At 40.3% G+C, this 24,322-nt stretch carries 29 protein-coding genes; 24 read left to right on the plus strand and 5 right to left on the minus strand.

The window, feature by feature from the left end:
- Nucleotides 1-5 precede the first annotated feature (5 nt).
- Both thiI and A4245_RS09680 read left to right on the plus strand, forming a co-directional pair.
- Nucleotides 6-1,208 (plus strand): tRNA uracil 4-sulfurtransferase ThiI, encoded by a 1,203-nt coding sequence (gene thiI, locus A4245_RS09675; RefSeq protein WP_067727522.1) that lies wholly within the window; start codon nt 6-8, stop codon nt 1,206-1,208.
- Between the two features lie 98 nt (nt 1,209-1,306).
- Nucleotides 1,307-1,507, plus strand: a complete 201-nt coding sequence (locus A4245_RS09680; protein ID WP_067727523.1) for an alpha/beta-type small acid-soluble spore protein — start codon at nt 1,307-1,309, stop codon at nt 1,505-1,507.
- Between the two features lie 563 nt (nt 1,508-2,070).
- Here the strand turns inward: A4245_RS09680 and A4245_RS09685 are convergent.
- Nucleotides 2,071-2,871, minus strand: coding sequence for an NAD kinase (locus tag A4245_RS09685; protein WP_067727524.1), 801 nt, complete (start codon nt 2,869-2,871; stop codon nt 2,071-2,073).
- A 121-nt stretch (nt 2,872-2,992) separates the two neighbouring features.
- Between A4245_RS09685 and A4245_RS09690 the strand changes: the two genes are divergently transcribed.
- The 6 genes from A4245_RS09690 to A4245_RS09715 all read left to right on the plus strand — a co-directional run bounded on the left by A4245_RS09690 (nt 2,993) and on the right by A4245_RS09715 (nt 7,686).
- Nucleotides 2,993-3,592 carry a DUF2953 domain-containing protein gene (locus tag A4245_RS09690; RefSeq protein ID WP_067727525.1) on the plus strand — a complete coding sequence of 200 codons (600 nt, stop codon included), beginning with the start codon at nt 2,993-2,995 and terminating at the stop codon, nt 3,590-3,592.
- Nucleotides 3,589-4,041, plus strand: a complete 453-nt coding sequence (ytfJ, locus tag A4245_RS09695) for a GerW family sporulation protein (protein WP_067727526.1) — start codon at nt 3,589-3,591, stop codon at nt 4,039-4,041. The genes A4245_RS09690 and ytfJ overlap by 4 nt, the downstream gene beginning before the upstream one ends.
- 130 nt (nt 4,042-4,171) lie before the next feature.
- Nucleotides 4,172-4,672 (plus strand): thiol peroxidase, encoded by a 501-nt coding sequence (gene tpx / locus A4245_RS09700; RefSeq protein WP_067727527.1) that lies wholly within the window; start codon nt 4,172-4,174, stop codon nt 4,670-4,672.
- A 231-nt stretch (nt 4,673-4,903) separates the two neighbouring features.
- On the plus strand, nt 4,904-5,884 hold the full coding sequence (locus A4245_RS09705) for a class I SAM-dependent methyltransferase (protein ID WP_067727528.1): 981 nt from the start codon (nt 4,904-4,906) through the stop codon (nt 5,882-5,884).
- Nucleotides 5,885-5,902: 18 nt separating this feature from the next.
- The gene (locus tag A4245_RS09710) at nt 5,903-7,087 is read left to right on the plus strand and encodes an acetate kinase (protein ID WP_067727529.1); all 1,185 of its coding nucleotides are present in this window, start codon (nt 5,903-5,905) and stop codon (nt 7,085-7,087) included.
- An 89-nt stretch (nt 7,088-7,176) separates the two neighbouring features.
- Entirely contained in the window at nt 7,177-7,686 is a 510-nt protein-coding gene (locus tag A4245_RS09715; protein ID WP_067727530.1) for a MogA/MoaB family molybdenum cofactor biosynthesis protein, read from the plus strand.
- Between the two features lie 39 nt (nt 7,687-7,725).
- On the opposite strand, the gene A4245_RS09720 is transcribed toward A4245_RS09715, so the two are convergent.
- Nucleotides 7,726-8,154: a universal stress protein gene (locus A4245_RS09720; RefSeq protein WP_067727531.1), complete on the minus strand. Its 429-nt coding sequence runs from the start codon at nt 8,152-8,154 to the stop codon at nt 7,726-7,728.
- 123 nt (nt 8,155-8,277) lie between these two features.
- On the opposite strand from A4245_RS09720, the gene A4245_RS20100 reads away from it, so the two are divergent.
- Nucleotides 8,278-8,436 (plus strand): hypothetical protein, encoded by a 159-nt coding sequence (locus tag A4245_RS20100; protein ID WP_157087694.1) that lies wholly within the window; start codon nt 8,278-8,280, stop codon nt 8,434-8,436.
- A 144-nt stretch (nt 8,437-8,580) separates the two neighbouring features.
- Complete coding sequence (ald, locus tag A4245_RS09725) at nt 8,581-9,699, plus strand: alanine dehydrogenase (protein WP_067727532.1); 1,119 nt, start codon at nt 8,581-8,583, stop codon at nt 9,697-9,699.
- A gap of 41 nt (nt 9,700-9,740) precedes the next feature.
- On the opposite strand, the gene A4245_RS09730 is transcribed toward ald, so the two are convergent.
- A complete protein-coding gene (locus A4245_RS09730) occupies nt 9,741-10,838 on the minus strand; it encodes a M24 family metallopeptidase (protein ID WP_067727533.1) in 1,098 nt (365 codons plus the stop codon).
- Nucleotides 10,839-11,029: 191 nt separating this feature from the next.
- On the opposite strand from A4245_RS09730, the gene A4245_RS09735 reads away from it, so the two are divergent.
- Nucleotides 11,030-11,698, plus strand: a complete 669-nt coding sequence (locus tag A4245_RS09735; RefSeq protein ID WP_067727534.1) for a PspA/IM30 family protein — start codon at nt 11,030-11,032, stop codon at nt 11,696-11,698.
- A gap of 276 nt (nt 11,699-11,974) precedes the next feature.
- Nucleotides 11,975-12,655: a metal-dependent hydrolase gene (locus tag A4245_RS09740; protein ID WP_067727535.1), complete on the plus strand. Its 681-nt coding sequence runs from the start codon at nt 11,975-11,977 to the stop codon at nt 12,653-12,655.
- 45 nt (nt 12,656-12,700) lie between these two features.
- Here the strand turns inward: A4245_RS09740 and A4245_RS09745 are convergent, their stop codons facing one another.
- Nucleotides 12,701-13,525: a PulJ/GspJ family protein gene (locus A4245_RS09745; RefSeq protein ID WP_067727536.1), complete on the minus strand. Its 825-nt coding sequence runs from the start codon at nt 13,523-13,525 to the stop codon at nt 12,701-12,703.
- A gap of 61 nt (nt 13,526-13,586) precedes the next feature.
- Here A4245_RS09745 and A4245_RS09750 point away from each other — a divergent pair, with 61 nt between their 5' ends.
- The 12 genes from A4245_RS09750 to A4245_RS09805 all read left to right on the plus strand — a co-directional run bounded on the left by A4245_RS09750 (nt 13,587) and on the right by A4245_RS09805 (nt 23,468).
- A complete protein-coding gene (locus tag A4245_RS09750) occupies nt 13,587-14,012 on the plus strand; it encodes a type II secretion system protein (RefSeq protein WP_067727537.1) in 426 nt (141 codons plus the stop codon).
- Nucleotides 14,009-14,485 carry a hypothetical protein gene (locus tag A4245_RS09755; protein WP_067727538.1) on the plus strand — a complete coding sequence of 159 codons (477 nt, stop codon included), beginning with the start codon at nt 14,009-14,011 and terminating at the stop codon, nt 14,483-14,485. Before A4245_RS09750 ends, A4245_RS09755 begins: the two co-directional genes overlap by 4 nt.
- Nucleotides 14,482-16,104, plus strand: a complete 1,623-nt coding sequence (locus A4245_RS09760) for a GspE/PulE family protein (RefSeq protein ID WP_067727539.1) — start codon at nt 14,482-14,484, stop codon at nt 16,102-16,104. Before A4245_RS09755 ends, A4245_RS09760 begins: the two co-directional genes overlap by 4 nt.
- Before the next feature lie 10 nt (nt 16,105-16,114).
- Nucleotides 16,115-17,155 (plus strand): type IV pilus twitching motility protein PilT, encoded by a 1,041-nt coding sequence (locus tag A4245_RS09765; protein ID WP_067727540.1) that lies wholly within the window; start codon nt 16,115-16,117, stop codon nt 17,153-17,155.
- 3 nt (nt 17,156-17,158) lie between these two features.
- Entirely contained in the window at nt 17,159-18,355 is a 1,197-nt protein-coding gene (locus A4245_RS09770) for a type II secretion system F family protein (protein WP_067727541.1), read from the plus strand.
- 193 nt (nt 18,356-18,548) lie between these two features.
- Complete coding sequence (locus tag A4245_RS09775; RefSeq protein ID WP_067727542.1) at nt 18,549-18,905, plus strand: competence type IV pilus major pilin ComGC; 357 nt, start codon at nt 18,549-18,551, stop codon at nt 18,903-18,905.
- Between the two features lie 108 nt (nt 18,906-19,013).
- A complete protein-coding gene (locus A4245_RS09780) occupies nt 19,014-19,766 on the plus strand; it encodes a prepilin peptidase (RefSeq protein WP_067727543.1) in 753 nt (250 codons plus the stop codon).
- Between the two features lie 12 nt (nt 19,767-19,778).
- Nucleotides 19,779-20,690: a type IV pilus biogenesis protein PilM gene (gene pilM / locus A4245_RS09785; RefSeq protein WP_067727544.1), complete on the plus strand. Its 912-nt coding sequence runs from the start codon at nt 19,779-19,781 to the stop codon at nt 20,688-20,690.
- Between the two features lie 10 nt (nt 20,691-20,700).
- Nucleotides 20,701-21,243, plus strand: coding sequence for a hypothetical protein (locus A4245_RS09790; protein WP_067727545.1), 543 nt, complete (start codon nt 20,701-20,703; stop codon nt 21,241-21,243).
- Complete coding sequence (locus A4245_RS09795) at nt 21,236-21,778, plus strand: hypothetical protein (protein ID WP_067727546.1); 543 nt, start codon at nt 21,236-21,238, stop codon at nt 21,776-21,778. The genes A4245_RS09790 and A4245_RS09795 overlap by 8 nt, the downstream gene beginning before the upstream one ends.
- An 81-nt stretch (nt 21,779-21,859) precedes the next feature.
- Complete coding sequence (locus tag A4245_RS09800) at nt 21,860-22,087, plus strand: hypothetical protein (RefSeq protein ID WP_067727547.1); 228 nt, start codon at nt 21,860-21,862, stop codon at nt 22,085-22,087.
- Nucleotides 22,088-22,160: 73 nt separating this feature from the next.
- A complete protein-coding gene (locus A4245_RS09805; RefSeq protein ID WP_067727548.1) occupies nt 22,161-23,468 on the plus strand; it encodes a DRTGG domain-containing protein in 1,308 nt (435 codons plus the stop codon).
- A 258-nt stretch (nt 23,469-23,726) separates the two neighbouring features.
- Here A4245_RS09805 and A4245_RS09810 read toward each other — a convergent pair whose 3' ends face one another.
- Nucleotides 23,727-24,023: a YtpI family protein gene (locus A4245_RS09810; protein WP_067727549.1), complete on the minus strand. Its 297-nt coding sequence runs from the start codon at nt 24,021-24,023 to the stop codon at nt 23,727-23,729.
- Nucleotides 24,024-24,322 lie beyond the last annotated feature (299 nt).

The raw sequence follows: 24,322 nt of genomic DNA on the forward strand, positions 1-24,322 counted from the left end.
TAACTATGCAATATGATCATATTTTAATACGCTACGGCGAGATGGCTCTGAAAGGGAAAAATATAAAAACCTTCATTATTCGCTTACAGGAAAACATTCAGCAAAAGATCAAGGAATTTCCGAACGCGAAGGTGAAACGAACACAAGGAAGAATGTTTGTGTTACTAAATGGCCATGATCCCGTTCCAATTATGGAGAAGCTTCAGAAAATATTCGGTATACACAGCCTCAGTCTTGCAATAAAAGTAGACAATGATTTGGAAAAAATTAAAGAAGCGGCATTATATGCCTTGAAAAAGAATGAAGATGTCAGGAAGTTTAAAGTGTCTGTTAAGCGAATTGCCAAGGATTTTCCGGTGCGATCACAGGAAATGAATCAGGTGCTTGGGGGACATTTGCTTAAAAATACGGATAATATCACCGTTGATGTTCACAACCCGGATTTGGAATTGAAAGTGGAAATCAGACTTGAGGCGACTTATATTACATCAAGCGTGGATCCTGGCCTTGGAGGTCTGCCTGTCGGTACTTCGGGCAAATCCCTTTTACTCTTATCCGGAGGTATTGACAGCCCTGTTGCAGGCTATCTTGCAATGAAGCGTGGTGTTCACCTGGAAGCAATTCATTTCCATTCTCCACCATTCACAAGTGAACGAGCCAAACAAAAGGTCCTTGACCTGGCAAAACAGTTGACTCTATATGGAAAGGCGATCAATGTTCATATTGTGCCATTCACGAAGCTGCAGCAGGAAATCTTCCGTGAAATGCCTGATGAATATGCGATGACCATTATGCGCAGAATGATGTTCCGTATTAGTGAACGTGTATGTCAAAACGAATCCATCCTTTCCTTGACAACAGGTGAGAATCTCGGTCAGGTGGCAAGCCAGACGATGGACAGCATGCATACAATCAATGAAGTTACAAACTATCCGATTATCCGACCACTGATTGCAATGGATAAACAGGAAGTAATCCAAATATCCGAGGAAATTGGAACGTATGAAACATCAATCTTACCATATGAAGATTGCTGCACGATTTTCGTTCCTAAAGCTCCGAAGACAAAGCCAAAAAGGGATAAAGTGAATTACTATGAATCCACACATGATTTTAGCGCTTCCATCGAAGAGGCAATCAACGGAATAGAAACGATTAAGATAACCGACCAGAAAAAGGTCGAGGATTCTTTTACTGATCTGTTTTAGGGCAAAATATAGGTAAACTAACAACAACTACCAATTTTATTGTTACATGTTTCACCTCATTCTGTGACATTCTATAAGTACCAAGGAGGTGAAGTAACATGGCAAATAACAACTCTAATCAGTTGCTAGTTCCAGGTGTACAACAAGCACTAGACCAAATGAAAACTGAGATAGCTCAGGAATTTGGTGTTCAACTTGGTGCTGACACTACTTCTCGTGCTAACGGTTCCGTTGGTGGAGAAATTACAAAACGTTTAGTTTCTATGGCAGAATCTCAGTTTGGTGGAACTCCACAATAATTAAATAATAAATGGCTAGAGCTATCCTTGGAAACAGGGATAGCTCTTCTTTGTCATTAAAGAATTATTATAAACTGCCAGCTGGTTATTCATGCAATAAACCGATGCCGACGAAACAGTTGCTTTTCGCAATTTCTGTAAACTGCGGCGTATGCAAACTCGGATAAGCGTCTTCGGCTACCGCTCGGGGAAATACACTGCGCTTTCCACGGGCGGCTGGTGAGCCCCTTCATGCTACGCATTTCAGTGTCTCACCTATGCCTCTCTTCCCGTAGGAGTCTCCGTGTATTTCCCCGAGCTGGTTAGAGGATTGCTTATTATTATTTCATATATAATAGCTAAAATAACATCAAACAACTTCACCAGTCCGGGATTGCTCTGGGCGGTGACTCCTGCGGGAAAAGCGCGTGTCCGAAGACCAGAAGAGTGGTTTTCTCTTCGGGGCTGAGGCCGTGCCCGCGGAAAGCATCCGCCCAGAGCGATCGCGGACGGCGGCAAGAGCACTTATCTCCAAGAATAAACTTAATTTACTTCGCATTTTATATCAACTCCGATAAGAAGCTTTATAAAAACGTTCGCTTCACACGATCCCAATAGGTATTGTTTTTCAGTTTGACCGTTTTAATGACGCTATCATCCATGGAAACTTCAATGGATTGTATTTTTCGTATTGGCAGTGCTTCGTTATCAAGACTGATAATGGGATGGTCGTTTCCATAGGGAATCAAGTCCAGTTTCAGCTGCCTGTTTTTGTTTAGTATAAAAGACGAGCCAAGCGTACGATATTGATTGTTGTTCAATGAGGCCACCTCGGAAACCTGGTAGCAGGCAATCAGTGGATCTATAACTGCACCACGGGCCGATTTTGTATAGCCGGTACTGCCGGTAGGTGTGGCGACGATTAACCCATCTCCACGAAATGTTTCAAAGTGCTGTCCATCAATTTGCACATCTATAACTATTGTTTTTACAATAGTGGAACGAATGCTAACCTCATTTAAACAATAAAAAGCTGTTCCATCATTTACTTTTGTTTTAATTATAGGGAAGCGGCGCACTTCCAATTCTTCGTGTTGAAGAGAATGGAGCATTTCATCAAAATGATCAATATTAAAATCACAATACAAGCCGGACTTGCCTTCATGGGTAATTCCCACGTAAATGCAATCCTGACGAAATCCGGTTTTTCTTACCGCCTGCAGGAATTCCCCGTCTCCTCCAATACTGACTATAATACTTGCGTTTTTATGGTCTTCCACAAGCTGAAAGCCATTTTCTTCTGCTAAGCGTTGCAGTGTGTCCACCCTCGAATCGGTTACTTCATCCCGATGATAATAAAAAAATAAGTCTTTGCTTTTGCCCATTTTTTTACCTCCTGCGTACTCTTTTCTTAATCATATCACCTCACAACTATTTATCCTATTAATGTAAATCTATACGTTTAAAATAAAGAAAAATGCTGCAAAATAGATGAAAAGGTATATTTTGGAAAGTTGGAGCGATATGCTGCTGATGACTTTTATTTTAGTTGTAATTTTTTTACTGGTAGTTCTTTTTTCTGCCGTACATATCTCCATTCAATATACATATGAGAAGGATAATCAGTACATGATTATTACTGTGTTTCTCTTAAAAATCCGTTTTTTTAAAAAGAAATATGATTTAAAAGCCTTTGGTGAGGAGCATAATCTGTTTGACGGTATCCATTTTGAATCTTTTCCGGAAAAATTAAACTCCTTGCATCAAACATGGAAAGAAGCAAATAGAGTAATGATGAATTTTTTAATGAAAGTCAGACTGCATCACTTCAGTTGGGTAACGGCTGGGGGGACCGGTGACGCGTTTACGACCGGTATAGCGAGTGGAAGCATTTGGTCGGTCAAAGGCATCATGACAGGTTACTTTCTGGAGAAGGTTCAATTAAAATGCAAACCGTATATCTATGTTGAACCAAATTTTCAAGAAATGTTTGTGCGGACTGACCTGGACTGTATCGTATCGATTCGATTTGGGCAAGCTATACTAGCTATTATCAAGCTAACGAGAAGGCCAATAATAATTAAAAAACCAGGAGGAAGATCATGACAGAAGAACATCCGATTGAAGGTTTAATGACGACAGCTATGGAAAATCTCCAAAAAATGGTGGAAGTGAATACCATTGTCGGTGATCCGGTTAAATCACCTGACGGAAGTCTTATCATACCTGTTTCCAAACTTGGTTTCGGTTTTGCAGCAGGCGGCAGTGAATTTAATTCCAATCAATCGCAAGGCGATTCTGATGCAACATTGCCATTTGGAGGAGGGAGTGGTGGAGGTGTATCAATCACGCCTGTAGCATTTTTGATTGTAAGTGAACAGGGAGTCAAAATGGTACATCTTGATCAACACACTCATCTATATGAGAGAATGCTTGATTTTGCACCAAATGTTATTGAAAAAGTTCAGCAGATAATGAATGAAAACGGTGGATCCAAGAAAGAACAGAGTGAAGAAAAGCAAGAAAAAACGAATCCTTCTCACTTTGATATATAAGCAGTTTTATTCTTAATAGGGTTTTCTAAGTTCACACAAATTTAACAGTTAGTCGTTTGCTATTGGTGGACAGATTGTACGGTAATCCTCCATAATAAAAATAGAATGATTAAGAGGAGGAATATATTCTATGGTAAATGTTACTTTCAAACAGGAACCTGTAACACTGGTTGGCCCCGAAATAAAAGCAGGGGATAAGGCGCCTGATTTTACAGTTCTATCCAATGATTTAAGTGAAGTTAGCCTAAGTGATTACAGTGGGAAAGTGAAATTGATCAGTGTAGTCCCATCTATCGACACCGGTGTTTGTTCTGAGCAGACAAGACGTTTCAATGAAGAAGCAGACAAGCTGGATAATGTACATGTTTTGACAATCAGCATGGATCTGCCATTCGCACAGGCCAGATGGTGTGCTGCTAACGGGATTGAAAAAGTGGATACGCTATCCGATCACCGTGACGCAGATTTCGGCGAGAAGTACGGTGTATTGATAAAGGAATTAAGATTGCTGGCAAGATCAATTTTCGTAGTAAACTCAAAAGATGAAGTAACCCATGCAGAATATGTTTCAGAGGTTTCCACACATCCGGATTATGAAGCGGCGTTAAAGGCAGCGAAGGAAGCGGAATAAGTGGGAAAATCTCTCCTTTTTAATGGGAGAGATTTTTCTTCGTCCTGGATTGTTCAACAATTCACCTGGATTTGGAATGAAAGCGGTGCTGGACGCGGCTGTTTAATGGGTAAGAGTTAATTGCTTTCCAACATTTATATTTTATTATTTCTTTCTTCTTATTTCTTTTACATACTGCAGTTCACTTGGTACAATAGAAAAGTTGTGATAAGAACGAAAGGAGAATTGTTCATGGAAAAAACAAGTGTTGAAACTTTATTCAGCTGGTTGGATGAAACGACTGAATTGATTCAGCAGCATAAAAATGAACCATATTTGGATAGTTTGGCAGTAACGATGGATATTCTCTTTTATGAAGGCTCGGCGGAAGATATGGACGATATTTTATCCCATAAATTACAAAATGCTTTAGCAAATATAGAGTTTCAATCTTATGATAATGAAGAAATCCGAAAAGCAGTTCAGCTTGCGATTTTAAAAGGCATGAAGGGCTCCACGCAACAGCAGCATCTAATGACCCCTGAAACTGTGGGGCTTATCGTTGGTTACCTGGCAGATAAATTGACAAAGGGTAAGGAAGCGATACGTGTATTTGATCCGGTCAGTGGGACAGGGAATTTGCTGACAACGGTCCTCGGCCAACTGAAACAGGATGTCAAAGCTTTTGCAAGTGAAGTTGATCCAACGTTAATCCAATTATCTCTAAGGAATGCAAACCTTCAAAAGAAACAGGTAGAGTTTTTCCACCAGGACAGTTTAAGTCCTTTTCTGATGGAGCCGGTAGATTTGATTGTTGCCGATCTGCCTGTCGGTTATTATCCCGATGATATTCGTGCGAATGATTTCGAATTGAAAGCCGACTCCGGTCACTCTTATGCACACCACCTTTTGATTGAGCAGAGTATGAAGTATACCGTAGATGCAGGCTATCTGATTTTAGTAGTACCTGAATTTCTTTTTGATAGTGATCAATCAGACAAGCTGCATGATTATCTTCAACAAAATGCTCACATTATCGGAGTTATCCGATTGCCGGAAACTGCATTTAAATCAGAAAAAAATGCGAAAAGCATATTGATTTTGCAGAAAAAGGGTAAACATACAAATACGCCTAAACAGCCATTGCTTGTACAAATGCCATCCTTCAAAAATTCCAATGCAATGGCTGATATTCTTGGGAAAATGAATGCTTGGTTTGAAACATATAAATAATTATGGGAGCTGACATCAATGAGTAACGTATTAGCTATCAATGCAGGTAGTTCATCTTTAAAATTTCAATTGATTAAAATGCCGGAGGAAACTGTAGCTGCGAAAGGCTTAGTGGAAAGAATCGGTATGAATGATTCTATTTTTACCGTTGAAGCTAAAGGAAATAAAGACAAAAAAGTAGAAGATATTTCTGACCATGGAGTGGCAGTCAAGATGCTCCTGGAATCACTGACTTCGACAGGCACCATTAAATCTTTTGACGAAATTGATGCAGTCGGACATCGTGTTGTTCATGGCGGAGAGTATTTCAGTGACTCTGTTTTGATAACAGATGATGTTATTGCTAAGATAGAGCAAACTTCTGAGCTTGCTCCATTGCATAATCCTGCAAACTTAACAGGTATACATGCTTTTAAGGAAATTCTTCCAAATGTACCGATGGTTGCTGTCTTTGATACGGCATTTCACCAATCAATGCCAGAATCTTCTTATTTGTACAGCCTGCCAAGAAAATATTATGAAGAATATGGTATTCGTAAGTATGGGTTTCACGGCACGTCACATAAGTATGTATCGGAACGCGCGTCTGAATTAATGGGTGTACCACTTGATAATTTACGTTTGATTTCATGCCATATCGGTAATGGTGCGAGTGTCACTGCAATTAAAGATGGCGAGTCCATTGATACCTCCATGGGCTTCACACCACTTGCCGGTGTAACAATGGGTACAAGGTCCGGTAACATAGACCCTGCCCTGATTCCATATATTATGGACAAAACTGGCAAAACAGCAGACCAGGTTATTGATGTGCTGAACAAGGAAAGTGGAATGCTGGCATTATCCGGTTTTTCAAGTGATTTGCGTGATATTGAGGAAAAATCGGAAACAAATCCACGTGCAGGCCTGGCATTGGATGTTTTTGCAGGTAGAATTCATAAATATATCGGGTCCTACGCTGCAAAAATGAATGGAGTCGATGCTATCATCTTTACGGCAGGTGTCGGGGAAAACAGTACGACGATACGAGAAAAAATCCTTACTGGTCTTGAGTTCATGGGTATTTATTGGGACCCTAAATTGAATAATGTGCGAGGTAAAGAGCAATTTATAAACTATCCACATTCACCGGTTAAAGTTATCATCATCCCGACGAACGAAGAAGTAATGATTGCAAGGGATACAGTAAGATTAAGCAATTAATAATGAAAGGCTTTGTCATGTAATTTTCATGACAAAGCCTTTTTAAATCGTTGGAAAATGGGTATTAGTATAACCAGGAGGTGATTTTCGTGAACAATATTCCCCAAGTACCTTTGCAGTGCATGGTAATTTCGATCAGCGATACCCGAACAGAGAAAACGGATCTGGCTGGGGACCGAATAACAGAACAGCTCGAAAAGGCCGGTCACCATGTCAGGTTTAAGGAAATCATTAAAGAGAAGCCGGAAGCTATCCGGAAGATGATTGATGCTGGAACGGAAAATCCGGAAATAGATGTTGTTATTACAAATGGCGGGACAGGACTATCAACCAAGCATACAGCTATTGAAACGATAGGAGAAATGCTTGAGAAAGAAATGTCAGGTTTTGCAAGCTTGTTTCAAACGATCTGTTATGAAGAGGCTGGAACAGCGGCAATTCGATTACGGGCGGCAGCAGGGGTCAGAAAAAATACAGCGATATTTGCCTTGCCTGGGGCTGTAAATGTTGCGGAATTGGCTACGGGAAAAATAATATTGCCGGAACTCACTAAAATCTGCCATGACATAAAAAAGGATATTGATCCGGAACAGCTATAGCGCTTCAGGGAGGAGCCCAAAAGCGCTATATTGCTTATTTTACCGAACGACCAAAACGTCGCAGGGCGCATATCTTGTAATGCTTTCAGAAACACTACCAATAAGGAATCGCTCCACAGCATTCATCCCGGTAGCACCGCAAATTATTAAGTCCGCTTTAAAATTCTGGGCGATATCTTTACTGATTTTTACCTTGGGAGAACCGTATTCTACACATCTCACTAAGTCGGTAACTTCAGCAGCCTTGGCATTTGCAACATACGAGTCGAGCAATTCTTTTGCATATTCTTCCGCACGTTCAGAAAGTGTGCGATCATAAGCCTCTGCAGTAGCAAAAGTCCGTGAATCAATCACATGGGCCAGAATGATACGCGCATTATTTCTCTTTGCAATGTCCAGTGACTTTTGAAAAGCCTTTTCGGCAGCTTCAGAACCGTCCACAGCAACAAGTATATTTTTATATTCCATACTAAATCTCCCCTTTCATATTAATTATATACCCTAAATGAAACCGCTACAATCCCATAATTGGCAATATTTTTACAATATGGTTACAGTGATTTGGGCATACTACCGCTATGGAGGTGATGAATGTTGTCCAAAAAAGCTGGCAAGAAACAATCTTTTTTTGAAGATGACAAAGGTGTAGATGCAGTCAGAAATCAATTGAATCAAAGTTACCAGAGTGGTGTCGTCGATCAACTGCATAATAACAAGAATATCCACACCTTCAATAATCGTAAAAATTAACAAAACTGAACGAAGCTAGGGAGATGGAGCATCTTTCTATCTCCCTCTTATAATAGGTGCTTTTTATAAAATCATCTGATATAATTAAACTATATATATTTCAATAATTTCGAATACATAATTAGTTATGGGAGGGAGTTCAGAATGAGAATAGGAATTCCTAAAGAAATCATGAATAATGAAAATAGAGTAGCTATGGCTCCCTCTGGAGTTCTGACATTACGAGATGCAGGGCATGAGGTATATGTCGAAACAGGAGCGGGATTGGGTTCAAGTTTTACAGATGAACAGTATGCAGATGCCGGAGCAGTTATCGTGGATAGTCCTGCCAAAGCATGGTCACAGGAGCTGATAATGAAAGTAAAGGAACCGCTGCATGAAGAGTTTGGTTATTTTTATGAAGGGCAAATTTTGTTTACCTATCTGCACTTGGCTAATGAACCGGAAGTGACGAAAGCATTAATCGAAAAGAAGATCATTGGAATTGCTTATGAAACTGTTCAGCTTCCAAATCGGTCGCTGCCATTATTGACGCCGATGAGTGAAGTTGCCGGAAGAATGGCAACACAGATTGGCGCGCAATTTCTTGAAAAACCAAAAGGCGGAAAAGGGATCATTCTTTCCGGTATTCCTGGAGTCAATCGTGGGAAGGTTACGATTATCGGTGGCGGGGTAGTCGGGACAAATGCTGCTAAAGTGGCAATCGGTCTTGGTGCAGATGTTTCAATTATTGATCTGAACCCTGAGAGACTGAGACAATTGGATGATCTTTTTGGTTCCTCCATCAATACATTGATGTCCAATACGCTCAATATTCATCATGCTGTACGTGAGTCGGACCTTGTTATAGGATCGGTGCTGATTCCGGGTGCAAGGGCTCCTAAGCTTGTGACAGAGGAGATGGTGGCACAGATGGCTGAAGGATCGGTTATTGTTGATGTTGCAATCGATCAGGGTGGAAACTTTGAAACTAGCGATCGTATTACAACCCATGATAACCCAACATTTGTAAAACACGGCGTCCTTCATTATACCGTTGCAAATATGCCTGGAGCAGTGCCGCGTACATCGACAATCGGATTGACGAACGTTACCGTGCCGTATGCATTGCAACTTGCAAACAAGGGGTATAGACAAGCTGCATTGGATAATGCAGCACTGCTTAAAGGAATTAATACCCTCAATGGTTATGTTACTTATCAGGCGGTTGCTGAAGCACATGGACTAGAATATGAAGATCCCCATGTCCTTTTGCAAAAATAAACCTCATGTAGAGAAGAGTACAACATTGTACTCTTCTTGTGCTATTCAATAATTTGTAATTTATTTGGATATGCTGTCAAGATTTCAGGCCCTTTTTCCGTCATAAAAATCATATCTTCTATCCGCACCCCACCGGTGTTTGGAATGTATATTCCCGGTTCAATCGTATAACACATCCCAGCTTTCAAGATAAGATCGTTATTACTGGTTATGGAGGGGTATTCATGTGTTTCAATTCCAAGGCCATGACCGACACGATGGGGAAAATAATTTCCATACCCGGATTTCTCAATTGTTTCCCGGGCAGCATCATCTACTTTTCCAATGGCAGTATTCGGACTGGAAGCTTCGATGGCGTTCATCTCTGCAGTAAGGACAGTTTCATAAATTTGCTTTTGCTCATCCGTAATGGACTTGAATGCAACGGTTCTTGTGATGTCAGAACAATACCCTTCAAAAATGACACCAAGGTCAAAAAGGATGAGGTCTCCCGGCTTTATTTTTTCATTTGAAGGTGTACCGTGAGGAGAGGCTGTTTTTAATCCGGTTAGTGCCATTGTATGGAATGACATTTCCCGGATGCCCTGTTTTTTAAGTTCATATTCAATTTTAGCGACCAGTTCAAGTTCGGTTACACCTTCAGCAATTGCTTTTACACCGGTTTCCACACCAAAGTCCGCCAAAGCTGCTGCCTGTTTCAATCGTGCATATTCCATATCGCTTTTTACGACACGTAAATCGGCCATTATTTCTTCTACATCAAACAAGGCTGTGTTCGGTAAAATTTGCTTGATGGCTTTTAATCGTCCAAGTGTAATGTGATTGTGCTCCAGGCCGATTGATTGGGGGATTTTTTCATGTTTGTTCAGGCAGCCGAGGAATAAGTTCCAGGGATCCTCATGGTCATGATAACTGATGATTTCTCCTGTCCAACCTGCAGTTTTAGCGTCTTCCACCTCCATTGCAGGAACGATCAGAATAGGATCCATACGTTTGCTGACATAAACACCAATGACACGCTCGTGCGGCTCTGTATAATACCCGCTGACATAATAGAAATTTGCCTTTGAAGTTATTAGTGCACTGTCCAGATTTTCTGTTTCCAGCTTTTTCAATAAATTTTCTAATCGCTCGTTCATTTCATTCACCCCTGAAAGATTTAGTAGTTCAAGTATAGCAGAATTAAAAATTATTATATTTATATGAAACCTTTTGATCCATAATCCGTAATACATGGTACAGCAAATTATTAATTGAACTTCCGTAAAACAGGTTTATTAAGCGGCATTTGTGCCATATCAAATGGAATAAACTATGAGGAGGAAATACGATGTTCAAATTTTTTAACCGTATGAGGACAGTTGTCAGTTCAGAGCTTAATTCCATGCTGGATAAAGCGGAAGACCCAGTGAAGATGCTTGATCAATTTATGAGGGAGATGGCAGCAGATATCCAGGAAGTTGAAGCGGCTGTTGCCAAACAGATCGCAAGTGAAAAAATGCTTAAGCGTAAAGCAAATGATGCGGAAGCAATGGTTGAAAAGCGCTTGAAGCAGGCTGAACAAGCGATCGAAGCTGATAATGAGGATTTGGCACGGCGCGCACTTGAAGATAAAAAAGGACATGAAGCCACATTTAATACACTAAACGAGTCATGGGAACATACAAAGAATGATGTGGAAATTCTTAAAGCCAAATTGGATGAAATGAAAAAAGAATATCACGAAATGAAATTGAAAAAAGATTCCCTGAAGGCACGGGCTGAATCTGCGAAGACGAGAACAAAAATGAACCGTACCATGTCTTCAATCGGAAATGATGAATCTCGCCGCGGCTTTGAACGTATGGAAGAGCGTGTAATGCAGTACGAAGCTGAAGCAGATACAACGGAAGATATGTCACAGTCTTCCCGGACATTGGATGATGAGTTCAAGGATTTAAGCAACGATGACATTGATGAGGAACTTGCAGCATTGAAGCAAAAGATGGGTAAACAATAAGGGAGAAGCAGAGAATTCTGCTTCTCTTTTGGCTTAGTAGGGATAGGTAATAATTTCTGTCAGCATACTTGAATTGAATGCAATCTCCCTTTGCTCTCTGTCTATTCGATCACCTTTTCCACAGCCTTTCTTAGTGGTTTTTCATGCTTTCTTATGCGGAGAAATAAATGAATGCATCTGAAAAGGAATGAATAGAAAAAGGCGCAGAAGGGTAGAAGGATTATACAAACTTTTATCGAATAGATAAAGTGAATACGTATAAAGGGAGAGATGAAAGTGAAGATTTCTTATCATGGACATTCCGTCGTGAAGGTTGTTACAGAAAGTCATACGATTTTAATCGATCCGTTTATTTCCGGAAATGAAGCATGTGATCTGAATGCTGATACTGTTGTGGCAGATGTGATCTTGCTTACACATGCGCACAATGATCATGTCGGTGACACAATTGAGATTGCGAAAAGAAACGATGCATTGGTCGTTGCACCTAATGAATTGGCTGTCTATTTGGGCGGTAAAGGATTGGTGACACATCCAATGCATATTGGTGGTTCCCGTGCATTTGATTTTGGGACAGTGAAGTTTACACAGGCATTTCACGGTTCTTCCTATACAGAAGAGGATGGGACAATGATCTACGGTGGTATGCCTGGTGGAATTCTGCTGACTGTTGAAGGGAAAACAATCTATCATGTCGGAGATACGGCATTATTTACAGACCTGAAAATGTACGGGGAAATGCATGATATCGAAGTAGCCTTTATTCCAATCGGCGATAATTTTACGATGGGACCTGATGATGCATTGCTTGCGGCAGACTGGATCAATGCAAAGGTTTCTGTTCCAGTCCACTATAATACGTTCCCGGTAATTGATCAGGATCCGAAAGCGTGGGCTGGGAAGGTTAAAACTGGAGAAGGCAGGGAAATGGAGATTGGGGAAGAGATGGAACTTTAAAATAAGACCCGTGAGCAATGCTCGCGGGTTTTTTAGAACTTATTTTTATGTGCAGCTGAAAATTCCTTCAAAATCGCTTTCAGTTTTATTCGGAGGATAATGTATACCCCCTTCTGCTTCCACACATATCTCACCTTTATTGTAACTTTTTCCGCCGTTTACTACGATATTGGTTTTATCAGTTAAGTATAAATCTCCTTTAATAATTAGTTTTGTTTTAACTTGGAATTTCACATTATTTTCAATTTTGGCGTCGCCATTTACCTTATAAACAGTAAAAATACCGTCTTCTTCACAGTCCATGTTATGTTTGAAGTGTAAATCAGTTAAAAGTGTACGATGATCATATTCGCATTTTTCTTCTGAAACTGGTATCCAATCTATTTTCTCTGGATCTGTATTATCATCTTCATTTCTTTCTAATGTAATTTCAAGGGGGACGATACTGCTTTCACTGCGGAACGAGGTCTCCAGTTCAAGTTTCCCGCCTGATGAATTTTGGGTGATTAATTTTATGTTCAATGGGTCCCCGGTTCCAAATTCCTCGGCAGTACAGCCATTTTCTATTACAGTGCTGGCACCATTTATAATTAAATCGTGAAGAGCTGCGGATTCATTTTGTAAGCATATATGGAAGGTTTCATTGCTGTTTGCGTCCTTCAATTTCTCTTCATAATCATTTCTCAATTCACTGATTAATACGTTCGTTTCCTGCTTTAAAGAAATGTCATCGCTTGTTTTACTCTCGCCATTTACCATCTGTATGATCACTGTCGATGAAAGGGCAATGACCACAGCAAACAAACTAAGAGCAGCGAGCAGCTCTACCAATGTCATTCCTTTTGTATTTGTAAATTGTCGAAATTTCATTTTTTCACATCCCATTAAATGGTATAATAGTATAAAAGTCACCTTTAAGGAGTGAACTTCTATGTATAATAAAGATGAAATATGGAACAGCAAGGGGTTCACCCTTATTGAAATTATAGCATCAATTGCTCTTTTAGTGATGGTAATCGGGACATTTTTACCGTTTTTTCCGCAAATAATGAGCTGGACACAGACAACAGATGATGAATTGGTGGCTAGTAATCTATTGCCTCAAGTAAGCAGTGAGGTTAAAAATTTAGATGTAAACGGACATGACCTCTTTGATAATGTCCAACAGTGTGATACATATCAACGAGAAGATATTTTTTTTAAAGAATATACATTAAATGGGGTCAATTATAAATCAATGTTAAATACTTGCGAAGAAAAAGAATTGGATTTATATCGTACAAAGATAAACATACTTACTGAATCAGGTGAATTAGTCAGTGATTCGTTTACATATATTTCAGGTGATTTAGAATGAATAAACTAAGAAACGAAAAAGGTGCTGCACTAGTACTCACGATAATGATGATTACTTTATTTTTGGTGTTTATATTAGGTTTATTTACTCAAGTGACAAATACAACCAAACAGGTAACTACGATGGAAAAACAAATAGATGCTCAGCTTATTGCGGATATGGGTGTTACATATTTTCAGAGACTAGTTGAAATAAATCAGCCACTTCTAGAGAGGGAAATTAATGAGGATCCAGATGATGATAATCTTGCTAATGTTGTAGATTTGTTTATAGATGAATTACTAAACGTTGAAAAGCAACGGGTTGATGTTGATGAAAATAGAACTTATGAAATCACGTATGAAGGCTTTAACGCTGATGAGAAAAGTATTCATTTTAAAAGTGTTGGCTTCGTTACTGATACAGAAGCGACGTCTTACGGAACCATCGTCATACACATAACCGGACTAGATGAAAGCGGGGTGCCCGAATGATGAAACGAAAACGTCTTGGAGATTTACTCCAGGAAGCAGGTCTTGTCACGGAAGAACAGGTCGTTGAAGCTCTGGAAAATAAAAAGGATGACCAGAAATTGGGAGATGCGCTTCTTGACCATGGGTTTATAACAGAACAACAGTTAATTGAAGTTCTTGAGTTTCAATTGGGAATTCCGCATGTATCTCTTTATCGCTATCCGATTGAGGAAAATGTGCTTGGCTTTGTTACAAAGGAAATGGCTCAGAAGAATATCCTGATGCCTTTGAAACTGCAGGACAACACATTAACGATAGCGATGCGTGACCCGATGGATTATTTTGCCATTGATGATTTGGAAATCGGGACAGGCTTCAGTATATCTCCAGTAATTGCAGCCAAGGACGATATTTTGTATGCGATCAACAAATACTATTTTAAAAATGGCTCGGAAATGCTGCTTGATTCAAATGAAGAAGCTGAAGCCCCTGTTATTCGTATGCTGGATCAGCTTCTGAACACTGGTGTCCAGTTAAAGGCCAGTGATATACATATCGATCCACAGGAAGCAAATGTACAAGTCCGTTACCGGATCGATGGCCGGCTGCAGACGGAGAAAATGATTCCAAAACAGATGCAGAATTCATTGACAGCGAGAATAAAAATATTGGCAGATATGAACATTACCCAAACGAGACTACCGCAGGATGGCCGGATTAAAACATTGGTCGGTTCAACACCAGTCGACTTGCGCATATCCTGTCTGCCTACTGTACATGGGGAAAAGGTTGTTATCCGTATCCTTGATTTGAACAATGCACTGATGGATTTGTCGGACCTTCATTTTTCCGTGCAAAACCGTCAAAAATATCAAGACCTGATTACGCAGCCATCGGGGCTTGTTCTTTTAACCGGGCCAACAGGTTCCGGTAAGACATCAACACTGTATGCTTCTGTCAATCGGTTGAATTCGGAAAATGTCAACATCATTACTGTCGAGGATCCTGTCGAGTACCAGATGGAAGGGATAAATCAGGTACAGGTTAACAGTAAAATCGGCTTGACATTCGCAGAGGGATTGCGCTCTATTTTACGGCAGGACCCAAATATCATCATGGTCGGTGAAATACGTGACCAGGAAACAGCGGAAATCGCTATACGGGCGTCTTTAACGGGACATTTGGTATTTAGCACACTTCATACAAACAGTGCCGTTGAATCCATCCCCCGATTAATCGATATGGGAATTGAGCCATATCTTGTCGTATCGTCTTTATCAGGGATAGTGGCCCAGCGTTTGGTACGAAAAATATGTCTAGACTGCAGAACAGAAAGAGGTTTGACAGAAATGGAAAGGGAAATTTTTGAAAAGAGCGGTGTAGAGGTTGGGCATGTCTATCACGGACAGGGCTGCAGTGTCTGTCATCAGACAGGCTACAGGGGGCGGCTTGCGGTACATGAAGTGTTGGTCCTTGATGAAGAGATGAAAAGCATGCTCCTGAATAATCAATCAACAGCTGCAATACGCAATTATGCGAAAGGACAGGGAATGGATTTTCTCATTCAGGATGGTCTGGAAAAAGTAAAAAGCGGTTTAACGACAATTGATGAAATCATGCAAGTATCCATAAGTGTATAGGGTGAACAATATGAAGAAAAATTTTGAGAAATGGTTAACGATTGCTTTTGAGAAACATGCCTCCGATGTCCATCTGACAGTCGGCAAGGCACCGATTTTCCGTATTAATGGAAATCTGGAAGAACAGGATCTGCCGAAGCTTTTGCCAGCAGATACGAGACAGATTGTTCGACTAATTTTATCTGAAGAACAATTGGAAACCCTCCGTATCAAACGGGAGATTGATTTCTCCTATGGTATCCATGGTGTATCACGATTTCGGGTGAACGCCTTTTACCAGCGCGGGGAATTATCATTTGCAATCAGAATTATTCCGGATGGTATTCCTACCATCGAACAGCTGCATCTGCCTTCGATAACGAAGGAAATCGTCCATTACCCACAGGGGCTTATTCTTGTTACAGGACCAACGGGGAGCGGGAAAAGTACGACACTTGCATCGATGATCGACTATATTAACCAAACGGTGCCTCGGCATATTATTACACTTGAAGATCCGATTGAATATATGCACTCCCATAAGAAATCGATTATCGATCAGCGGGAGGTTGGATTCGATACAAACAATTTTGTGAACGGTCTGCGGGCAAGTTTGCGTCAGGACCCAGATGTGATCCTTGTTGGAGAAATGCGCGACTTCGAAACGATCTCAACGGCAATTACCGCTGCAGAAACCGGACATTTGGTTTTTGGTACGTTACACACGACAGATGCAGTATCGACGATTGAGCGGATTATTGATGTGTTCCCTGCAGAACAGCAGGACCAGATCAGAGTCCAGCTTTCAACAATTCTGCAGGCAGTTATTTCTCAACGCTTGCTTCTTACAAAAAACAGAATGGACAGACGTGTGGCAACCGAGGTGCTGATGAACACTTCAGCCGTTAAAAATCTGATCCGCAATGAAAAGCTCCACCAAATCCAAAATGTTCTACAGACATCACGTGATCAAGGCATGCATACACTTGAAATGGATTTGAAACGATTGATCGGTGAAAATGAAATCGATTATGAAACCGCAGCTCCTTATTTGCAGGAAAGGAGCTTCTAAGCAATGAATTATCAATATAGCGGTCGAAGAATCTCAGGACAAAAGATTAAAGGGAAGATAGAGGCTGATACAAAAAATACAGCCCTCTCACAGCTTGAAAAAGATGGTTTGATCATTTTCGAGATTGAAGAGACGAAGGCATGGAATAGAGATATAATTTTAAATAAAACTGTGAAAAACAAAGATTTCATTATTTTTTTGAGACAATATGCAACATTGATCCATGCAGGAATTACTATTTCTGAAGCAACAAAGACAATGATGCTCCAAACCAATAGCGACGCACTTAGAATTACATTGACAGATGTAGATAGACAGCTTGAACAGGGACAAAGTCTATCAAAGGCTGCAGCGCGACATCCTAAGGTTTTTCCGACTTTGCTTGTCAATATGATTCATGCCGGCGAGGTGAGTGGTAAGCTGGATGAAATACTGAATGAAATGGCAGACTACTACGAAAAGCAATACAGTAATAAGCAGAAAGTTATCTCTGCATTGCTGTATCCGAGTGTTGTTGGTGTCATAACGGTTCTCTTAAGTATCTTCCTGCTCGTCTTTATAGTGCCCCAGTTTGTGAGCATGTTTAATTCATTTGGTGAGGAGCTGCCTGCCTATACACAATTCGTTTTAAATTTGAGTGATTTTACGGGAAGGTACTGGTGGATACTGCTGGTTGTCGTTGCCATCGGTATTATTCTTTATAAATATTTCATCCAACATGATTCAGTCCGATACCGGGTGGATTTTCTTAAGATGAAATTTCCGTTACTTGGTGTTTTGGTTCATAAGGGTGCATTGGTTCGTATGACACAAACGCTGAGCACACTAGTGAACAGCTCTGTTCCGATATTGCAATCGGTAGAAATTACGGAGAAGGTAGTCGGAAATAGAGTAATCGAAAATGTGCTGATCGATGCAAGAAAATCATTGGCTGTTGGGGATTCCCTTGCAAAGCCGATGAAAAAGCACTGGGCTTTTCCGGCATTAATTGTCCAAATGATCCAGATTGGTGAAAAAACAGGTACATTGGACCATATGCTCACCAAGGCTGCCGAATTTTATGCTGAAGAGGTTGATCAGCTGTCAGATCGGATCAAAACATTGATAGAACCATTGATGATCATCGTGCTGACAGTGCTTGTCGGAGGCATCATTGCTGCTGTTGTGATCCCAATGTTTGGCATGTTTGAAAGCCTGTAAAGCACTGTTCACTATAGTGAAAATAATAGTAGAATTATGGTAAAATGTGTAATATAATGAAAATGTAGTGGGAATTTAGTAGGAGTCGATGGTTGATTACCTGTATATTGGTATTGGGTAATCAGGAGCTAGTAGTGAATCTGACAGAACTGGAATTAATAGAGTAACAGATTATAAGGAAGGCGGAGATTGTATGTTACAAAAGTTGAAGAAGATGGTGAAGAAAGAGAAAGGTTTTACTTTGGTAGAGCTGCTGGCGGTCATTGTTATTTTAGGGATTATTTTGGCTATTGCTGGGCCTGCAGTAGGGAATGTAATTAGCAACTCAAAAGATGATGCCCATGAAGCAAATATGGATTTGTTTGAAAATGCTGCTAGACTTGCATATACTTCTGGGGAACAAGAAAATAGTTACACTTTAAAAGAACTAGTAGACGGTGGATACTTAAGTGAAATTCCAGAAGATCCAACTAGTGATGGTCCATATGATGAATCAAAAACAGTTACAACAAGTGATGATGGGCAGACATTTGAATATGAAGATAGGTAGACATTTGTAAGAATAGATTGATAGCAATAATATTGATGCGCCCTGACTTGAAAAAATTCGCAGGGCGTTTATTTAATAAAAATCATACGCAATAAAGGAGCCTCCCAAATGACGTCAATCCTGTTTCTTTTCTACCTCCTAGGCCTGATTCTCGGCTCATTTTACAATGTTGTCGGATTGCGTCTCCCCAAAAACATATCCTTCGCAAATGATCGTTCCGTGTGTCCGCATTGCAAACATCAATTGGCCTGGTATGAGAATGTCCCTTTATTATCATTCCTGATCCAGCGGGGGAAATGCAGGCATTGCCAAGGAAGGATTTCGTACATATACCCAGTAATCGAATTTTTAACAGCTGCTCTATTTGCGTTCAGCTTTTACAGTATCGGGTTTGAGACTGAGCTGATTACGGCGTTGCTGTTCGTTTCCATGCTGATGATTGTTTTAGTATCAGATATTACATATATGCTCATTCCAAATAAGCTGCTGTTGTTTTTTTTGCCGTTGTTCATTGTCCTAAGAATCATCGAACCCATAGAACCGTGGTGGTCGGCAATCGGTGGTGCAATTATTGGATTCGGTCTGATTTTTATTATTATACTCATCAGTCGCGGCGGCATGGGGGCAGGGGATATGAAGCTGTTTGGTGTTCTCGGTATTGTGCTCGGTATGGAGAAGGTGTTGCTTGCTTTCTTTCTATCATGTCTCATCGGATCGGTTATCGGAATGATGCTCATCCTATTTAAAATTATCGATAGAAAGCAGCCTGTGCCATTCGGGCCGTATATTGTTCTTTCAGCTTTAATAACTTATTTTTACGGGAATACTTTAATCAATTGGTATTTCAATTTACTCATATAGGCGGGTGACAACATGGGACTGATGAATAATGGAAGGGTCAATATAGTGATTACCAATCAGGTTCTCAGGTACAGCTATCACAAAAACAATAATGTTGTTGGAATGGTTGTGCATGGTGAGGTGGAATTTCCGGAAGGCACCATAAAGGACGGAGCTATTGAAAATTCCGGTGTGTTTGTGGAAGTGGTTAATGAGCTTGTCCATAAACATAAATGGAAACGAAAGAAGCTGTTCTTCGCTGTGCCGGATGATACTGTCGTCATTCGACAATTGCAGGTTCCGGCAGTTTTAACAAAGGAAGAAGCGGCTGGTTATGTGAAAGCGCAGATTGGAAGCAGTTTCTATTTGCCTTTTTCCAATCCTGCCATCGCGATTGAATTTCTTGAGGCGGATGAGAAAAATCGAGACATTCTTTTGTTTGCATATCCCAATGATAAAATTTCTGCATATGAGGAAGCTTTTGAAAAAGCTGGATTAAAGCCGATGGCAGCTGATTTGACATCTTTGTCTGTATATCGTTATTACTATGTGTCAAATCCAAATCAGGATGGAAAGAATCATGTTCTGTTAATCCATTGGAATAAGGATTCTTTGCTGCTGACAGCATTTAATAATCATAAGGCGGTTTTTTCCCGCTACGTGAAAATTTCAATAGATGCAGACAGTGATGAACAGGCTGTTCGACAGCTTATTAATGAGTACACCATTGAGATTAATCGAATCATCGATTTTTATCAGTATTCCATTACGAAGGGGGAGGCACAGATCAACCAGCTGCTCCTTTCCGGGGATTTCCCTTTCATGGAGATGGTGAAAACGACTCTCACTGAAACTGTTACAATACCTATTCACCATTTTGAGAATGAGAAATTGACAGCAAAATATATCGATGTTTTAGGTCTGGCACTGAAGAAAGATTCTTAGGGGGGAGCACGTGAATACAGAAATTAATTTTCTTGAAAAAGAACCGAATAAAAATCGTGCATACATCGTTCTTGGAATCATTTTCTTTATTTTGCTGACTTTGACAGTGACTCTTTTGCTGCTCCAACAAAGCAGTTATGACAAGCAGCTCATAACTCTTGAAAACGAACGGGTAGAAGTGGAAACCGTGCTTATGGAACAGCAGGCAGAACATGGGACAGTCAGACAGCTTGAAAGGGTACAGGAGGAAATGAGAAAGAAGGAGGCAGAAATGATTCCAAATACAGCATTGTATCGTGAGATCACTGGTTTGCTTGGAACTGCAGAGCAACTGATTTCATATGGATACGAAACCGACAACGGGATAGTCGTGGATGCCACTTTTCAATCATTGAATGCTATCGCTGAATATATCGCAGCGCTTATGAAAGAGAGCTATGTCGAGGATGTACTGCTTACAAGTTCGGTAAAAATGGGACAGGCATATGAAGCGACATTCGAGCTTACAATCGATTCGGAAATGGTGATGGAGGAGTTTGCCGCAAATGATTAAACAATGGGGGAAAAATCATACATTTATCGCAGTTGGTATTCTTGCTGCAACTCTATTAATCTATGGAATAGCATATTTGTATGTCATCAAACCACTGCAGGACGAAGTAGAAATGAAAAAAACCGAGGTTTCTATGTATGAAAATCAGCTCAGCGATATTTCAAACGGGCCCGGTGCGGAAGTGAATGAAGAGCTTGCTGAAGCAGCCGGCAAAATACCAAACAGTAAAGCGACAGATCAGCTGCTTATTGGATTGGAAGAAATAGCTAGGCATCATAATGTGAGTATTGACTCTATTGCAGCGGACGGCATGATGGGATCAGAGAATGCAGAAGCGGAGGAGGACTCCATCATTAACGAAACATCCTATATAATGGATGCAACTGCAAAAGACCTCAATTCCATGAATGATTTTCTGAACGGACTTAGCTTAAGTGAACGCCTGATCCGAATTGATGCAATTAACCTACAGCAAAGCGAGACAGATAGTTACCTTACAGTTACATTTACAGCATTTCACGCGGATAGCTTTTAACGAAAAGCTGTCCTTTTACTTTGCCATAAAGGTTCTTATGCTGCTTTCCGCTTCATAATTTATAATAAAGGAGGGATGATGATGCGGCATTATGCTATTCTGCGCTTGTTATTAGCTGGCTTTTTCCTGTACATTGCCTGGCCGGTATTTCCATATGCAACGTCAAACATCGAGTTAATTTTCTGGGGGGGCTGGCTGTTGTTCCTGTTACTTGTTGTTGGAGCAAATTTTGCAACCCTTTTAGAAATGACAAGGCCACCTGTAATGGAACAGGAGGAATTAAATAGAAGGCAACGTGATTTTCATTGAGTTTCTGTCCCTTCAACTGTATAATTAATTTTAACAGGTGTGATATAGTACAGTTGAAAGCTGGTGGAATAAAATGGCAACTAAACATGAACAGATTATACAACATATCATTTCTTTGGCGGTCGGCAGCAAAATATCGGTGCGTCAAATTGCAAAGGATTTGAATGTGAGTGATGGAACAGCCTACCGTGCGATAAAGGAAGCTGAAAATCAAGGTCTGGTCAGCACAATTGAACGTGTCGGTACGATTCGGATCGAACGGAAGAAAAAAGAGAATTTTGAAAGACTTACCTTTGCAGAGGTTGTAAATATTATTGATGGACAAGTATTGGGCGGACGAGATGGTCTCTATAAAACATTAAGCAAATTTGTAATCGGCGCTATGCAGCTCGATGCAATGATGCGCTATACCCAGGCAGATTCCCTCCTTATTGTCGGAAACAGATTTAAGGCACATGAACTTGCTCTCAATGCTGGAGCTGCTGTACTTATTACGGGCGGATTTGATACAGAGGAACGCATAAAAAGACTTGCAGATGAAAAAGAGCTGCCAATCATTTCGACAAGCTATGATACATTTACCGTAGCAGCAATGATCAACAGGGCGATATATGATCAGCTGATCAAAAAAGAAATTGTTTTTGTGGGGGATATTGCAACGCCGTTTAATGAGTCTTATTTCCTGAAAACAAAAGATACCATTCATCAATGGTATGAGCTCAATGAAAAATCCTCCCACACACGTTTCCCTGTCGTCGATGATAAGCTCCGTGTAGTTGGTATGGTTTCTTCCAAGGATATTGTCGGTAAAGATAAAAGTATTGTTATTGACCGCGTCATGAGCAGAAAACCTCAAGTCGTGCAATCGAAAACGTCGCTTGCATCTGTTGGACATATGATGGTTTGGGAAGGTATTGAGCTTGTTCCGGTTGTCGATCAAGCATATCAGCTTCAAGGTGTCGTATCAAGGCAGGACGTATTAAAGGCAATGCAGCAAATCCAGCGTCAGCCTCAGGTTGGTGAAACGATCGATGATATTGTTTCCAGCAATATAGATGTGAGAGAAGATGAGGAGAATGTATATGAATCAAAAGTTATCCCGCAAATGACGAATCAATTGGGTACTTTATCCCATGGGGTATTCACGTCATTAATCACGGAAGCAAGCAGCAGACTGCTCATGAAAGTTAAAAAAGCAGATATTACGGTTGAAAATTTAACCGTCTATTTCAGTAAACCGGTTCAAATAGACAGTACGCTCGTCATCAAACCGTCATTGCTTGATGTCGGCAGACTCTATGCCAAAATTGATGTTGAAGTATACAATGAACGTAACCTTGTCGGAAAGGGATTGATTATGGCCCAACTGATCAATCGTTAAATAGCGCATATGCAGTTTTATACTATCTTTCTTATTTTAAAAAAAAAGAAATCGGCTGCCATTGCCGATTTCTTTTGCTTCATAAATTAGAAAGTATATGTTTTGAGCAATAAATTCTTGCACATGAACAGCCATGTCCAGCTACGGTTCCTAGAAACTCCCGTCATAAGCAATGGACATTCCAAGCGCGAAAACCATGCGCTTTCCAGCCCCTTGCTAGCGTTAAGTTTCTGAACAGTCACCTTCGCTTTTGCTGCTCTATTCATTTGGGTTAAGTCGGCGCCATTCGCTGCGATAATGTTTGGCTTCCGCAAAACCTCTGTACATCTGCAGTCCACCCAGAATGCCAAATAGAATACCGATGAACAGTGAAAACTGAGTCTGATAAAAGGTGTATTGATTTATTCCAAAGAATAAAAGAAAGGTACCAAGACATAAACGGGCTTTTCCGTTAAAATATTTTTGTGTAAGCTCATCATTGTTTTTAAGAATGGCAACCTTATAATAAATATAGAGTACTGCCGATACGATAATAACAATAGGGAATATAACCATCTGATCTCTCCTAATTTCTTCTGCTTTAAATAGTTTACATTATCATTAAATTTACATATAATTGTAACGCTTTTTAATAAATATAGCCAGAAAGAAAAATGATGTTTATTAACTACTCAACTTTCGCAGAAGGGAATGGATAAATAAGAACTTGGCAGAATTAGGATGGCGTGAGTTGCACTGCTCAATTGACTTTAAATTAACTATTGGAACTGAGCAGCCTGGATACACCTGGACCCTAACGTTCTTTTAGTTTTACAGCTTTTTATTCGCAGTTTGTGTAAAATGCGAAGTAACTT

The organism is Oceanobacillus damuensis (assembly GCF_001618145.1).
GTDB lineage: Bacteria > Bacillota > Bacilli > Bacillales > Amphibacillaceae > Oceanobacillus > Oceanobacillus damuensis.

Bases quoted from the DNA above. Each gene is read 5' to 3' on its own strand.
- thiI (WP_067727522.1), top strand. From the start codon at position 6: ATGCAATATGATCATATTTTAATACGCTACGGCGAGATGGCTCTGAAA.
- A4245_RS09680 (WP_067727523.1), top strand. From the start codon at position 1,307: ATGGCAAATAACAACTCTAATCAGTTGCTAGTTCCAGGTGTACAACAA.
- A4245_RS09685 (WP_067727524.1), bottom strand. From the start codon at position 2,871: ATGGGCAAAAGCAAAGACTTATTTTTTTATTATCATCGGGATGAAGTA.
- ytfJ (WP_067727526.1), top strand. From the start codon at position 3,589: ATGACAGAAGAACATCCGATTGAAGGTTTAATGACGACAGCTATGGAA.
- tpx (WP_067727527.1), top strand. From the start codon at position 4,172: ATGGTAAATGTTACTTTCAAACAGGAACCTGTAACACTGGTTGGCCCC.
- A4245_RS09705 (WP_067727528.1), top strand. From the start codon at position 4,904: ATGGAAAAAACAAGTGTTGAAACTTTATTCAGCTGGTTGGATGAAACG.
- A4245_RS09710 (WP_067727529.1), top strand. From the start codon at position 5,903: ATGAGTAACGTATTAGCTATCAATGCAGGTAGTTCATCTTTAAAATTT.
- A4245_RS09720 (WP_067727531.1), bottom strand. From the start codon at position 8,154: ATGGAATATAAAAATATACTTGTTGCTGTGGACGGTTCTGAAGCTGCC.
- A4245_RS20100 (WP_157087694.1), top strand. From the start codon at position 8,278: ATGTTGTCCAAAAAAGCTGGCAAGAAACAATCTTTTTTTGAAGATGAC.
- ald (WP_067727532.1), top strand. From the start codon at position 8,581: ATGAGAATAGGAATTCCTAAAGAAATCATGAATAATGAAAATAGAGTA.
- A4245_RS09730 (WP_067727533.1), bottom strand. From the start codon at position 10,838: ATGAACGAGCGATTAGAAAATTTATTGAAAAAGCTGGAAACAGAAAAT.
- A4245_RS09735 (WP_067727534.1), top strand. From the start codon at position 11,030: ATGTTCAAATTTTTTAACCGTATGAGGACAGTTGTCAGTTCAGAGCTT.
- A4245_RS09745 (WP_067727536.1), bottom strand. From the start codon at position 13,525: ATGAAATTTCGACAATTTACAAATACAAAAGGAATGACATTGGTAGAG.
- A4245_RS09750 (WP_067727537.1), top strand. From the start codon at position 13,587: ATGTATAATAAAGATGAAATATGGAACAGCAAGGGGTTCACCCTTATT.
- A4245_RS09755 (WP_067727538.1), top strand. From the start codon at position 14,009: ATGAATAAACTAAGAAACGAAAAAGGTGCTGCACTAGTACTCACGATA.
- A4245_RS09760 (WP_067727539.1), top strand. From the start codon at position 14,482: ATGATGAAACGAAAACGTCTTGGAGATTTACTCCAGGAAGCAGGTCTT.
- A4245_RS09765 (WP_067727540.1), top strand. From the start codon at position 16,115: ATGAAGAAAAATTTTGAGAAATGGTTAACGATTGCTTTTGAGAAACAT.
- A4245_RS09770 (WP_067727541.1), top strand. From the start codon at position 17,159: ATGAATTATCAATATAGCGGTCGAAGAATCTCAGGACAAAAGATTAAA.
- A4245_RS09775 (WP_067727542.1), top strand. From the start codon at position 18,549: ATGTTACAAAAGTTGAAGAAGATGGTGAAGAAAGAGAAAGGTTTTACT.
- A4245_RS09780 (WP_067727543.1), top strand. From the start codon at position 19,014: ATGACGTCAATCCTGTTTCTTTTCTACCTCCTAGGCCTGATTCTCGGC.
- pilM (WP_067727544.1), top strand. From the start codon at position 19,779: ATGGGACTGATGAATAATGGAAGGGTCAATATAGTGATTACCAATCAG.
- A4245_RS09795 (WP_067727546.1), top strand. From the start codon at position 21,236: ATGATTAAACAATGGGGGAAAAATCATACATTTATCGCAGTTGGTATT.
- A4245_RS09800 (WP_067727547.1), top strand. From the start codon at position 21,860: ATGCGGCATTATGCTATTCTGCGCTTGTTATTAGCTGGCTTTTTCCTG.
- A4245_RS09805 (WP_067727548.1), top strand. From the start codon at position 22,161: ATGGCAACTAAACATGAACAGATTATACAACATATCATTTCTTTGGCG.
- A4245_RS09810 (WP_067727549.1), bottom strand. From the start codon at position 24,023: ATGGTTATATTCCCTATTGTTATTATCGTATCGGCAGTACTCTATATT.